This window comes from Cupriavidus sp. 09_S30 (genome assembly GCF_056930435.1).
The window spans coordinates 2,328,437-2,341,101 of record NZ_JBXOWI010000002.1 but is presented as its reverse complement, the minus strand read 5'-3'; the positions used below and the strand labels follow the sequence as shown (position 1 = coordinate 2,341,101).

The 12,665-nt window shown below is 66.5% G+C and carries 9 protein-coding genes; 5 read left to right on the top strand and 4 right to left on the bottom strand.

Annotated elements, in window-relative coordinates; genetic code table 11:
- The first annotated feature begins 22 nt into the window (after window positions 1–22).
- The 5 genes from AC1Z3O_RS30640 to AC1Z3O_RS30620 all read left to right on the top strand — a co-directional run bounded on the left by AC1Z3O_RS30640 (window position 23) and on the right by AC1Z3O_RS30620 (window position 8,552).
- Window positions 23–1,474, top strand: coding sequence for an amidohydrolase family protein (locus AC1Z3O_RS30640; RefSeq protein ID WP_483520414.1), 1,452 nt, complete (start codon window positions 23–25; stop codon window positions 1,472–1,474).
- A 786-nt stretch (window positions 1,475–2,260) separates the two neighbouring features.
- Window positions 2,261–3,553, top strand: a complete 1,293-nt coding sequence (locus tag AC1Z3O_RS30635) for an HlyD family secretion protein (protein WP_483522089.1) — start codon at window positions 2,261–2,263, stop codon at window positions 3,551–3,553.
- A 31-nt stretch (window positions 3,554–3,584) separates the two neighbouring features.
- Window positions 3,585–4,937 (top strand): hypothetical protein, encoded by a 1,353-nt coding sequence (locus AC1Z3O_RS30630; RefSeq protein ID WP_483520412.1) that lies wholly within the window; start codon window positions 3,585–3,587, stop codon window positions 4,935–4,937.
- A 14-nt stretch (window positions 4,938–4,951) separates the two neighbouring features.
- The gene (locus AC1Z3O_RS30625) at window positions 4,952–6,916 is read left to right on the top strand and encodes a glycosyltransferase (RefSeq protein ID WP_483522088.1); all 1,965 of its coding nucleotides are present in this window, start codon (window positions 4,952–4,954) and stop codon (window positions 6,914–6,916) included.
- A gap of 58 nt (window positions 6,917–6,974) precedes the next feature.
- Window positions 6,975–8,552 carry an efflux transporter outer membrane subunit gene (locus AC1Z3O_RS30620; RefSeq protein WP_483520410.1) on the top strand — a complete coding sequence of 526 codons (1,578 nt, stop codon included), beginning with the start codon at window positions 6,975–6,977 and terminating at the stop codon, window positions 8,550–8,552.
- An 83-nt stretch (window positions 8,553–8,635) separates the two neighbouring features.
- On the opposite strand, the gene AC1Z3O_RS30615 is transcribed toward AC1Z3O_RS30620, so the two are convergent.
- From AC1Z3O_RS30615 to AC1Z3O_RS30600, 4 genes are all read right to left on the bottom strand, one after another.
- Window positions 8,636–10,186, bottom strand: coding sequence for an FAD-binding oxidoreductase (locus AC1Z3O_RS30615; RefSeq protein WP_483520408.1), 1,551 nt, complete (start codon window positions 10,184–10,186; stop codon window positions 8,636–8,638).
- Between the two features lie 12 nt (window positions 10,187–10,198).
- Window positions 10,199–10,765 carry a hypothetical protein gene (locus tag AC1Z3O_RS30610; protein WP_483520407.1) on the bottom strand — a complete coding sequence of 189 codons (567 nt, stop codon included), beginning with the start codon at window positions 10,763–10,765 and terminating at the stop codon, window positions 10,199–10,201.
- A 14-nt stretch (window positions 10,766–10,779) separates the two neighbouring features.
- Window positions 10,780–11,094, bottom strand: coding sequence for a c-type cytochrome (locus AC1Z3O_RS30605; protein ID WP_483520405.1), 315 nt, complete (start codon window positions 11,092–11,094; stop codon window positions 10,780–10,782).
- Between the two features lie 86 nt (window positions 11,095–11,180).
- Entirely contained in the window at window positions 11,181–12,632 is a 1,452-nt protein-coding gene (locus AC1Z3O_RS30600) for an aldehyde dehydrogenase (RefSeq protein ID WP_483520403.1), read from the bottom strand.
- Window positions 12,633–12,665: the final 33 nt, after the last annotated feature.

Here is a 12,665-nt window from a genome sequence, read left to right as displayed (position 1 = left end):
CGCGTCGTATTGGGAGACAAAGATGAGAACCACAAGAAGAGCATTTACCAAGGCCGCCGGCGCAATGATTGCCGTGGCAACAGGGATCCCCTCGCTTGTCGCTTCGGCGCGGGGCGGCGCGCCATCCGCAGCGCCCGGAGCCCGTCGTGGCACCTACCTGATCAGGAATGGCATGGTCATCACTGTTGATCGGAACAAAGGCGTATTGCCACGCGCCGACATATTGATTCGAAACGGTGTGATCGAAAAGATCGGTCGGGGATTGAGCGCGCCTGGTGCGCAGCAGATCGATGCCACGGACATGATTGTCATGCCCGGCTTCGTCAACTCTCACTACCACATGTGGAGCGCGATCGGACGCAGTTTCACTGCGCGTAACGGCGGCTTTTCCTACTATCCGGCCAAGAGTGCCACTTCTGGCCTGTATACGCCCGAGGACTTCTACAACAGCGTGCTCCTTGCGTGCGCCGAACTAGTGAACGGCGGGACCACTACGGTGCACAACTGGTCGCACAATACCCGCTCAGCAGCCCACGCGGACGCCGAGCTTCGCGCGCACCAACACTCGCTGCTGCGGGCTCGTTACTCGTACGGGCACATCGACAAGCTCCCGGTGGACGAGGTGAACAGGTTCAACGACCTTGCGCGCGTCCGGCACGAATGGTTCGGTGCAAATTCTCCGTTCGACGGTCTGGTTCATCTGGGATTGAATCTGCGCGGCCCGCAGCAAAGCACGGAAGCCGTCTTTCACGAGGAAATGAAGTTCGTCAAGGAGAGCGGGCTTCCGGTAGCAATCCATGCGCCGCAGGAGTCCCCCAACAATGTTGATGCGGTCGACTACGAGCGGCGCGGCTATCTCGGTCCGGATTTCATGATCGCGCACTACATCCCCGCGACCACGGAAGATCTGGCGGCGATGGCGCGTACGAAGACACCGCTTTCGTTTGCGACGCATTCCGAGCTCCGGCTCAGTAGCACGGGCGATGCCCGCGCCGCCCTGTTCGCGATGCGTGCCGCGGGGCTGACCATCTCGTTGTCAAGCGACGCGACGTCCATTGCCCCACCGGATATGTTCGAAATGATGCGCTTTACCTGGAATCTCGGAGTGCCCTGGGCAGGCACGCCGAGCGAGCGGGCGTCTGCGGTCAGCGTGCAAGAGGTGATCGAGATGGCGACGATCAATGGGGCCATTGCCATGGGGATCGGTGACATTACTGGATCGATTACCGAGGGTAAGCGTGCGGACATCATTCTGGTGCGGGCCAAGGACCTGAACATCTGGCCAATCGGCAATATCGAAACGGCGATTGTTCAGAGCGGCACCGCCAGCAACGTCGACACAGTGCTGGTCGATGGGCGACTAATCAAGCGGAACGGCCGCCTGCTAGCCTACAACGTGGACAGCATTGTGCGCCGTGCTCAGCAGTCCTCCGCCCGGATTCTCAATACGGCAGATGAGATACTGAAGTTCTGAGCGCTCCCAAGGTGGCACTACTGGCCGTGTGCCTGGCCTCACCAGCATGAGGAGAGCACATTCAAGGAATGTGATGTCCCGTATTTGGGCTCGATTGCGCGATGCGATCTCAGCGTTGGTCCGGAGGCTGGGCGCATGCGCCTATCGAGCGCCTGTGATGAGCGTAGGAAGCGCCCACGGACAGGCTGCATACACTGGGTACACCGGGCCGCTACCGTTGCCCCGCTAACTGTGCTCATGAACGTCGATGCCGCAGCGGATCCGTCGAGTTGTGGCTCGTGTCCGATCCCACAGTTGGTGGGTTCTGTGCCGCCAGCGGCTTGGACAGCGAGCGTGACAGCACCGACAGATCACGCGATTTAAGCAGTGCTACCGTCTGCCCTTACACATTCTTACAGCAAGTGCCGGCATGCTTGAGTAGCCTTAGCGTACACGCGCTGGTGTCGCAGCATCGTTCTAGCCAGCGTGAAACCAACGTGACCGTAAGGTCTATTCAGTGACACGCCCCGGTGCGCCGGGGCGAATCGACGGACCGGTATGCCGGTCGTCCTGATCGTGCGTCGATGCGGCATTTCGCCATCGACTCGCACATCGAACAACAAGCGGGAAGGGGACATGCAAGCCGGGCTGCGCAACGCTCAAGCGCGGGGGCAGGCTTGCATGCGCGCCCGCCAACCGCGCTGATCATGCATCGCGGCGGGCTCCCCTTTTCCCGTGCCTCACCCGTCGGAGGATGCCATGCCAGATTCGCTCGAACACCGCCAGGATGCCCGCACGGAACACCAGATGTCAGGGGTCCGTGCACCTTCGCACCACGGTGTCGTCACCGCCCCGCGCGGCCCCCTGATCCCGCGCCCCGTGTGGCAGCTTCTGCCACGCGCCGCTGGCTATGGCTTTGTCTTGTTCGTCATCTGGGTCGTGCTCACGGTGATGTTCCCCAATGTCTTCACGCGCAGCTCCGAACGCGCCGTGGTCAATAGTCCGGTGACCTTGATCACCTCGCCGGTGGAAGGCGTGGTGACCGGCCAACTCGTGGCGCGGGGCAAGCCGTTCCAAGCCAGCCAGGGCCTGATGACGGTGCAGAATCCCAACATCGACCGCTCCCTGCTGGTCGAGCTCACCGGCAAGAAGCTCGACAACCAGCAGCGCTTTGATGCCGCCAAGGCCAAGCTTGAGGGTGAGCAGGTGCAATTGGCCGCGAACGAGCGCGACCTGCAGCGCTACCATGCCGCCGCGGAACAAGAGCACTCCTCCAACGTCCGCGCCCTGCAGGCACGAGTGGCCGTCGCCAAGGCACAGGTTGACCAGCAGGAAGAGGTGGTCAACCGCAATCAGTCCATGCAGTGGGCGGGCGCGGTAAGCGAGGCCTACACGAGTGCCTCGCGCTACCAGCTCTCCGTGCTGAACAATGCCAAGGCTGCCGCCAAAGCGGAGCTGGACAATGCAGTAGGCAGCAGCCAGGCATCGAAGGGCAAAGTCTTCATCTCGGCCACCGACGGGCCGGTTGCCGCTCTCCAGCAACAGCATACCCAGCTCAGCGCCGACATCGTGCAGCTCAAGGCCCAACTGCAGCAGTTGCAGGACTACGACGCCTCCGTCGACAAGCTGATCGCCACTGAGCAGGGCAGGCTCGACCGCTTGTCCAACCTGGAAATCCGCGCCAGCGAGGCCGGCGTGATCGAGGATGTCCTCGCCGCGCCGGGCACGAGAGTCGCAGCCGGTGCCACGCTGGCACGGGCCAGCAATTGTTCGCAGACGCAGGTGGTGGCCGTCTTCCCGCGCAGCTTGAGCGACAACCTGCTGCCGGGCTCCCGTCTTCGTGTGCATGTTGACGGTGTTCCGTCCGCCTTGCCGGCGTCGGTGGCGGAAATCCTACCGCGCGCCTCGGAAGGCGAGCAGGCACGCTATTTCGTTCCCTTCCCGCCGATCGAGAAGAACGAGATCTACGTGATCGCCAAGCTCGACAAGCCTCTGTCGGCGGCACCACGCCTGGCCACCGCTGACGCCACGCAGCATTGCGCGATGGGCCGGTGGGCCAAGGTAAGCCTGGAGCGGAGCTGGCTCGGCGCGCGCCTCTGAGCGCGTCATGGTGAGCACCGGGAGCCGGATCATGTCGAGTCGCCGCATCCTATCCCTCTTGCCCGTGTCACTGCTGGGCTTGCCCCTGGCGCTCTCGCTGATGTTCGGGCGGTGTGCCGTGGCGCAGCCGGCCTCGCCCCAGACTTTCCAGGCTTCGCCGCGTGCCGCGCTGCTGGCCGCCGGCTGTCGCACACTGGCGGCGCGTGTCGATGCGGTCCCTGGCGGCGGGCCTTTGTTTCTGGCCAGCTACGAGCCCGCTCCCGGCGGAGAGCCCATCATACCGGCGCTGGGCCAGGCGGCATTCGTCTACGACAATGCGCTCGCCGGCATCGCGCTGGTCGCCTGCGGGCGCACGGAGCAAGCGCGCCGGATCGGCGATGCCGTGCTGCGGGCCAGCGCACAGGATCGCTTCTATCACGACTCTCGCCTGCGCAATGCCTACCGTGCCGGGGCTGTGCCGGCCGGGCCGGTACCCTTGCCAGGCTGGTGGGACACACCGTCCAAGCGCTGGTTCGAGGATGAGTACCAGGCCGGCACCGCAACGGGTAACGTCGCCTGGGCCGCCTTGATGCTGCTGGCCTTGCATCAGGCCACGCACGATCCACGCTATCTCGATGGCGCCGCCGCGATGATGGGATGGATCGAGCACGGCATGTTCGACCCAGCGGCGCCGGCAGGCTACACCGGCGGCTATTTCGGCGAGGAACCACGACCGACCCGCCAGGGCTGGAAATCCACCGAGCACAACGTCGACGCCTACGCCGCCTTTCATTGGCTGGCGGGGACATCCGGCGCGCCGCGCTGGGCCGCGCCAGCTGCGCGTGCCCGCGCCTTCGTCGAGGCGATGTGGAGCGCTAGCGACGGCCGCTTCGTGATCGGCACCGCGGAGGACGGCCGCACCCTGAACAAGGGCCCATCCGCGCTGGATGCCTCGTTGTGGCCATTGATCGCCATTCCCGATGGCGCCGGCGGCTGGCAGCGCAGCATCGACTGGGTGGCGCACCACCACCGCGTGCAGGACGGCTTCGGCTTCAATGCCAATCCCGACGGCATCTGGACCGAGGGGACGGCGCAAGCGGCCTTGGTCCTCGTGGGCGCGGGCCGGCAGCAGGACGCCGCACCGCTCTGGCCGCTGCTGCTGGCGCAGCGCGCGCCGTCCGGCCTGCTCTACGCCACGCCGCAGCCTCGCATCCGCACCGGCTTGCGCATCGGCCCGACCTCGACGTCCGACGACTTCTTCTACTTCCACCTGCCGCACCTCGGTGCCACGGCCTGGGCGGTGCTGGCCGCCGCCGGCTGGAATCCCTTCCGTCCCGGCGGCTGCCTGAATGCGCAGTGCGGCGAGCCGCCCGCCAACACCGCGGCAACGCCGCGCCAGGAGTGACGATGCTGACCTCGATGTTCTCCTTCTTTCTCGACTCCCCGATCCTTGTCGTGATCAATGCCGGCGTACTGGTGGTGGTGCTCGCCCTCGGACAGCTAGGCAGGCCGGAGCGCCCGGCCGACCGCGTCCTGTTCGGCGCTTTCACCGCGACTTTGCTGCTCGTCTATCTCGGCTGGCGCGCAAGCCAGACCCTGCCCGATTTCCGCATGGACTTCGCCAGCATCTGGGCGTACCTGTTCTTCGCCTTCGAATGCATGACGATGGCGTACACCTTGCTCTCCATCATCGTGCTGAGCCGAAGCAGCGACCACTCACGCGCGGCCGACGCCGGCGAGGCCGCGCTGCGCCGCGCGCGCTCGGTCCCGCAGGTGGACATCTTCATCGCCACCTACAACGAAGGGCTGGAGATCCTGGAGAAGACCATCGTTGCCGCGCTCGCCATCGACTATCCGGATTTCCGCGTCTGGGTGCTGGACGACACGCGGCGCGACTGGCTCAAGACGTTCTGCGAGAGCGTGGGTGCGCGCTATGTGACACGCCCCGACAACCTGCACGCCAAGGCCGGCAACCTGAACAACGGCCTGCACCATAGTGCGGCGGCCGGCGGCGCCCCCTACATCCTGGTGCTCGACGCCGACTTCGCTCCCCATCGCAACATCCTGCTGCGCACCATCGGCCTGTTCTCCGACCCCAAGGTCGGTGTCGTGCAAACGCCGCAGTTCTACTACAACGCCGACCCGATCCAGTACAACCTCCGCTCCCAGGAATGCTGGGTCGACGAACAACGCGCCTTCTTCGACGTCATGCAGCCAGCCAAGGATGCCTGGGGCACGGCCTTCTGCATCGGTACATCCTTCGTGGTGCGCCGCGACCTGCTCGGCCGCATCGGCGGCTTCCCCACCGGCACGGTGACCGAAGATATCCACCTGACCTACCGGTTGATGCCGCTCGGCTACATCACCCGCTGGCTCAATGAGCGCCTCAGCGTGGGCCTGTCCGCCGAAGGCCTGCCCGAGTACATCAGCCAGCGCAGCCGCTGGGGCCTCGGTACCATCCAGGTAGCGCTGACGGCGGACGGGCCGCTGCGGGGACGCGGCTATACCTGGCGGCAGCGCTTGCATTACATCCACGGCCTGCTGCACTGGGTTGGCCGCCCGTTCACGCTGATGCTGCTGGCAGGCCCCCTCCTGTACTGGTACTTCGACGTACCGACCCTGTCCACCAACGACCCGCTGCAGTTCCTGGCGTACGGCGCGCCGGCTTTGCTCGCGTACTGGGCCTACAGCGTCTGGATCACGCGCTGCCGTGCGCTGCCCATCTTCACCGAGGTCACCCAGATCGTTGCCGCGCTGGCGGTCTCTGCCTCGCTCGTCAGCGCCATCTTCAGACCGTTCGGACGGCCGTTCAAGGTCACCAACAAGGGGCTCGACCGCTCGCGGCTGGTCATCCACGGCAAGCTGGCCGCCCTCTACCTGGGATTGATGCTGCTGTCGGCATTGGGCCTGGGGCACGCTCTGGCCGCCAACCCCGACGCGCCCGGGCTAGCCTTCAATGTCGCCTGGACCACCATTGCCCTGACGCTCTACCTGGCGTCGATGCTGGTCTGCGTGGAATTGCCGCGTCCGCGCAAAGAAGAGCGCTTTCCGTTCGAGGAGCGGGCGCTGCTGCGTGTGGCCGGCAAGGAGTACCGCGTCAGCACGCAGGACCTCTCCTGCAACGGCGCCGCCGTAGTGACGCCGTCGGCCGCCGCGGTGCCCGTTCCGGCCGAGGGCGCCTTGTGGCTGCGCCAGACAGGCTGGATCCCCTGCCGCATCGTGCGCCGGCAGGGCACCTTGCTTGGCGTCGCGCTGCATACAGACATGGCGGCGCGCCATGGCCTGATCCGCATGCTGTTCAGCGATCCGCCCCACAACATCGCAGCCCTGGGACGACCTGGGCTGGCGATCTCGCGCCTGGTGCGAAGGGCGCTCTCCGGCTGATGCCACGCGCTGCCGAGCCAAGCGCCCGCCCTGTCCGGTCCTCTCCCTGATGCTGCCCATGCCTAGTCCGAACCGCTCTCTATCCCTCTTCGTATGCCTATCTGCCCGCACGCGCTGGCTGTATGTCGCGCTCGCCTTGCCGCTGGCAGCCTGCACGCTGGAACCCAATTACCAGCGTCCCGCCGCCCCCGTTCCGTCCAGCTGGCCGAGCGGCGCGGCCTACGCGCCGGCCTCGGGCAGCGCCGCACCACCGGCGCCGAATGCGCCGAACCATGCGCCGGTCGAAGTGGGGTGGCGCGAATTCTTTGTCGATCCGCAACTGCAGGAGCTGATCTCACGCGCGCTGTCGGGTAACCGCGACCTGCGCATAGCGGCACTGTCCGTCGACGAGGCTCGCGCCTTGTATCGGGTCCAGCGCGCTGCGCAGTTCCCGGAGATCGATGTCAATGCCGGCTTGGCAAGCACGCGTGTGTCGCCGAAGCTGCGCGCCCCCGGGCAGTCCGCCCAGATCAACAGCTATACCGCCGGCATCGGCTTCACCTCCTATGAACTGGACTTCTTTGGCCGCGTGCGCAGTCTCAAGCATGCCGCGCTGGAAGAGTTCATGGCCACCGAAGACGCCAGGCGCAGCGCACAGATCACGCTAGTGGCCGAGGTCGCCGATGCCTACCTGACGCTGCTGGCCGACCGCGAGTTGCTCGGGCTGTCGCAGGACACGCTCAAGAGCCAACAGGAGGCTGCCGAGATGGTGTCGCGCGGGCAGCGCGCCGGCGCCCTGGCCAAGCTCGATGAACATCGTGCGCAGACCCAGTTGCAGACAGCCCAGGTCGGGGTGGAGCAATACACGCGCCAAGTCGCGCAGGATGAGAATGCACTGACCCTGCTGCTTGGCGGGCCGCTTCCTGCTCAGCCGCAGCAGGCGCCGGCGCTCGACGCGCCAGGCCTGCTCGCCGCGGTACCTGCCGGACTGCCTTCGAGCCTGCTGGAGCGGCGCCCCGACATTCACGCCGCCGAGCACCAGCTCAAGGCCGCCAACGCCAATATCGGTGCGGCGCGCGCCGCCTTCTTCCCCAGCATCACGCTCTCCGGCGTGCTCGGCGTGGCCAGCACCAGCCTCGCCGGCCTGTTCTCCGGCGGCCTGGCCTGGGTCTTCGCGCCGCAACTCACCATGCCGATCTTCACGGCTGGGCGCAACCAGGCCAACCTGGACCTCGCTACGATTCGCAAGGACATCAACGTGGCGAACTATGAGAAGACCATCCAGACGGCCTTCCGCGAGGTTGCCGACAGCATGGCCGCCACCGCCACCTACGACCGCCAGATCAAGGCGCAGGAAACCATGGTCCAGGAAATCAGCGAAACCGAAAAGCTGTCGCGCATGCGCTTCCGCAATGGGGTCGATGACTACTTCGGCGTGTTCGATGCGCAGCGTCAGCTCTACAACGCCCAGCAGCAACTCGTCACCTATCGCTTGGCGAAGCTGGACAGCCAGGTCGCCTTGTACAAGGCGCTTGGGGGTGGCTGGCGGGAGTCCGGTGCAGCTGGGCAGGACGGGAACAATGCGCAAGGCGAGCCGGCGGCGGCCACCCAACGCACACCGGCAGCTGCAAGCAGCGCAAGCAGCGCAAGCCGCTGACAATGGCGGCGCGGCCCACCTTGCCGGCCCGCGCCGCCGGGTGCCGCTCACTGCCTGCGCGGCGGCACCCTGCAAACGCATCGTCAGATGCGGATGCCTGACTTGCCCGGTGCCAGGATGCCATTGGGATCCAGCGCGCGCTTGATCTTGCGTTCCACATCGCGCTTGACTGGGCCATAGCTGCTGGCCACGCGGTCCATGAAGGCGGTGTTCACCCGGTACACGGCGTAGCCTTGCTTCTCGAACGCGTCGAGCAGCTCGGTGAAGCAGGCGTGGGCGCGCTTGGTTTCCTCTTCGTTCGAGCGGTCGTACAGGACATCGATGATGTGATGCATGTCGCGCCAGCCGACGATGAACTCGCCCACATAGTCGAGACCGTGCTTGTTCAGGATGGACTTGGCCAGCTTGGCCTGCTTGTGGGTCTCGCTGCCGCGCGCCTGGCTGACCGGCGCGAACCACATCGAGCCGCCGCCGCCGCGCCAGTTGTACAGGCCGAACTCCTGCAGGTTGGGTACGCCGTACATGAGCTGGGCGCGGTATTTGAACGGCTGCGTATCGCCGGCTTCCTCCTGCGTGATGATCTGGCCCTTGCCGGACTTCTTGACCACCTGCGTGACGATCTCCCAGTTCACCGCGATCTGCTCGGGCGTGCCGTACAGCGCCGCGTAGACGTTCCAGGCGCCCAGGCCCTTGTCGTGCTTGATCTTCTCGACCACGCTGTCGGGCGTGGCGCCGGGGGTCTGGATGTAGTCGGCGCGGCGCACGTTGGCGCTGCCGGCTTCCCACAGCGCGTTGGCGATCACCACCGCGTTGGGGATGATCTGCGCGATACGCAGCGGGCGCAGCAGCTCGACGATCTCGCTGATGTCGGCCTCATTGTCGTACTTGATGGAGAACGGCTTGTAGGCGGGCGGCTTCGGCATCAGCCAGAAGCCCATCTTGGTGCAGATACCGTAGTTCGACTGCGTGAAGATGCCGTCGAGCGTCGGCCCGTAGCCCCACTTGAAGACCTGCCAGCTGTTGTTGCCCTGGACTCCGCCCATGCCCGTGCGCAGTACGTCGCCGTTGGCAAGGACCACCTCCATGCCGCACTGCATGAGGAAGTGTTCGCCGTACGGCGTATAGCCGACGCCGCGGTCCATGGTGTTGCCCACCGGGCCCGCGATCGCCGAAGGGGCCGGCATCGACAACATCAGCGGCAGCTTGCGTTCTTCGATGTAGTCGTAGAGCTGCTGGTAGGTCACGCCCGGTTCCACCAGCGCCGTGCACAGCTCCGGGTCGACCTCGATGATCTTGTTCATCTTGCGCAGATCCAGCACCACCTGGCCCCGTTCGACCGGTGCGGCCGAGCCGTAGCCGAAATTGCGGCCGGTCGAGATGGTCCAGATCGGGATCCGGAAGTCATTGCAGATCTTGACGATGGCTTGCACCTGCTCCACGGTGGTCGCCATCAGCACGGCGGAAGGCGCGTGCTTGGCCGCGTCTTCCGCAATCATGATCTTCATGTAGGACGCCAGGCGCTCGAGCGAGGTCAGCACATTGTCGGCGCCGACAACGCCCGCGAACTTGGCGATGGCGGCATCGAACTGGCTTTCTGAGACGCCCTTGGGCAGGGAAACGTATTTGCTATTCATGCTCTTGCTAAATCAGATCACGCAACGAAAGGAAACGCAGGCCTGTGCGCCAGCGCCGGCCGAGGTCGGGGTGGCGTCGGTGGCGGCGTGGGCGGCCGCCAGGCTGCGGCCCAGGGCGCGCGCCCACGGCGCTGCATCCGGCCCATTGCCGACGCGGTGGTGCTCGACCGCCAGCACCCGGCCACCGGCCGAGCGCACCAGATCCAGGACCAGCGTGGCGGTGGCGTCGTCGGTCAGGCCGACCAGCATGGTCTGCTCCGTGTCCTTGAGCAGGCTGTCCAGGCGGCCGAAGGCGGCCGCGTCCAGGCCGCGCAACTGCATGGCGGGCAAGGCGGGCAGGGTGGGGCGGACGGCGGCGCTGCCCGCCTCAACGCCCGCGAGGAAGGCGGCATCGAGCGCGCCGCCGCCGGCCTGCGATGTCAAGGCCAGCAAGGCGGTCGCGGCCGCGTCCGTGCCGGGGGCGGCCAGCCCGGGCGCAAGGGCGGCGCCAGGCCCGCCGGTGCGCGCCCAGGCCACGCCGGACACGGCCAGGCCTGCCGCTGCCAGGCCCTTGAGAACCAAACGACGATCCGTGTTCATGAGCGTCCTCCCGTTCATTTCTGGACCGGGGTGTGCGACAGGTAGGACGCCAGGTCTTTCAGCGTCTCGTCGTCGATGTCGGACACGCGGAAGGCCGGCATGGCATTGAAGCCATTGCGGGCGATGACCATGTAGGTCATCTCGGGAAAACCGCGGCCCTTGATCACCGGGCCGATGCCGGCTTCGTGACACTTCGCGCAAACCTTTTCGTAGAAGCGCTGGCCCTTGCCGATGGCCTGCGGCTCCTGTGCGCCGGCCAGGCATGCCATGCCCGCCAGCGCTACGCCAATGGCCGCCTTGGCGACCGACTTTCTGGCTGATTGAATCAACTGCTTATCTCCTCGTGATGCTCGATCTCGTGCGTCGTACCGATACGCGCCGGCGCCTGCGAGCGGCGCCGGGCCGGGCGAGCTGTTCAGAATGGGTAGTGGCGCGGTGTGGTCTGCACCGTGATCCAGCGCAGTTCGGTGAAGGCGTCGATCCCCGCCTGGCCGCCGAAGCGGCCGTAGCCGGAAGCCTTCACGCCACCGAACGGCATCTGCGCTTCATCGTGGACCGTCGGTCCGTTGATGTGGGTGATGCCAGCCTCGATGCGCGACGCCACCTGCCAGGCGCGCGCGATATCGCGGCTGAATACCGCCGAGGCCAGGCCGAATTCGTTGTCATTGGCGGTGGCCACCGCCTGCTCCACGCCGCGCACGCGCACGATGGCCTTGACCGGGGCAAAGGACTCCTCGCGGTAGATCCGCATCGCCGGCGTAACGTGGTCGAGCAGGGTGGCGGGCATGAGCGTGCTGTCGGCCTTGCCGCCGCATACGAGCGTGGCGCCCTTGGCCAGCGCATCGTCGATCAGCGCGTTGCAGCGCTGCACGGTGCTCAGGTCCACCACGGAACCGAGTACCACGGGACCCTTGCGGGGATCGCCCAGCGGCAGGCTCTGCGCCTTGGCCGACAGCTTGGCGACGAACTCGTCGGCCACCGCCTCGTCGACCACGATGCGCTCGGTGGACATGCAGATCTGGCCGGAGTTGGCAAAGGAGCCGAAGGCGGCGGCGGCCACTGCGGCGTCGATGTCCGCGTCGTCCAGGATCAGCATCGGCGCCTTGCCGCCGAGTTCCAGCACCACCGGCTTCAGGTACTTCGCGCAGGTCTGCGCGATCAGCTTGCCCACGTGCGTCGAGCCCGTGAAGTTGACCCGGCGCAGCGCCGGGTGTGCCACGATGGCTTCCACCACGGCCGCGGCGTCGGCCGGCGCATTGGTGATGAAGTTGACCACGCCGGGCGGCAGGCCTGCTTCCTGCAGGGCCGAAATGATCAGGCCGTGCGTGGCCGGGCACAGTTCCGAGCCCTTGAGCACGACGGTATTGCCGCAGGCCAGCGGCGTGGCGATGGCACGCACGCCGAGGATCACCGGCGCGTTCCAGGGTGCGATCCCCAGCACCACGCCCGCTGGCTGGCGGACCGCCATGGCCAGGTTGCCGGGCACATCGGAGGGGATCACCTCGCCCTGGATCTGGGTGGTGAGCGAAGCAGCTTCCTGCAGCATGCCGGCGGCAAGATGGACATTGAAACCCGCCCAGATATCCGAGGCGCCGGTTTCGGCCGCCATGGCGGCAGCAAAGGCGGCCCCCTTGGCCCGCAGTGCTTCGGACGCCTTCAGCAGCAGGGCGCGGCGCTCGCCGGGGCCCAGCGCGGCCCAGGCGGGAAAGGCCTTGGCCGCGGCATCGACGGCAGCCGCGGCATCGGCTGCCGTGGCGGCCGGCGCGCGCGTCGCCACGCTCTGGTCTAGGGGGTTGCGGCGCTCGAATGTGGCGCCATTGGCGGCGCCACAGGCGGCGCCGCCGATCAGCATCTGGATGTCGGCCATGGATTGTCTCCTGGGATGGTGGAGCGGAGCGTC

Bases quoted from the DNA above. Each gene is read 5' to 3' on its own strand.
- AC1Z3O_RS30610 (WP_483520407.1), bottom strand. From the start codon at position 10,765: ATGAACACGGATCGTCGTTTGGTTCTCAAGGGCCTGGCAGCGGCAGGC.
- AC1Z3O_RS30620 (WP_483520410.1), top strand. From the start codon at position 6,975: ATGCCTAGTCCGAACCGCTCTCTATCCCTCTTCGTATGCCTATCTGCC.
- AC1Z3O_RS30615 (WP_483520408.1), bottom strand. From the start codon at position 10,186: ATGAATAGCAAATACGTTTCCCTGCCCAAGGGCGTCTCAGAAAGCCAG.
- AC1Z3O_RS30640 (WP_483520414.1), top strand. From the start codon at position 23: ATGAGAACCACAAGAAGAGCATTTACCAAGGCCGCCGGCGCAATGATT.
- AC1Z3O_RS30600 (WP_483520403.1), bottom strand. From the start codon at position 12,632: ATGGCCGACATCCAGATGCTGATCGGCGGCGCCGCCTGTGGCGCCGCC.
- AC1Z3O_RS30635 (WP_483522089.1), top strand. From the start codon at position 2,261: ATGTCAGGGGTCCGTGCACCTTCGCACCACGGTGTCGTCACCGCCCCG.
- AC1Z3O_RS30630 (WP_483520412.1), top strand. From the start codon at position 3,585: ATGTCGAGTCGCCGCATCCTATCCCTCTTGCCCGTGTCACTGCTGGGC.
- AC1Z3O_RS30625 (WP_483522088.1), top strand. From the start codon at position 4,952: ATGTTCTCCTTCTTTCTCGACTCCCCGATCCTTGTCGTGATCAATGCC.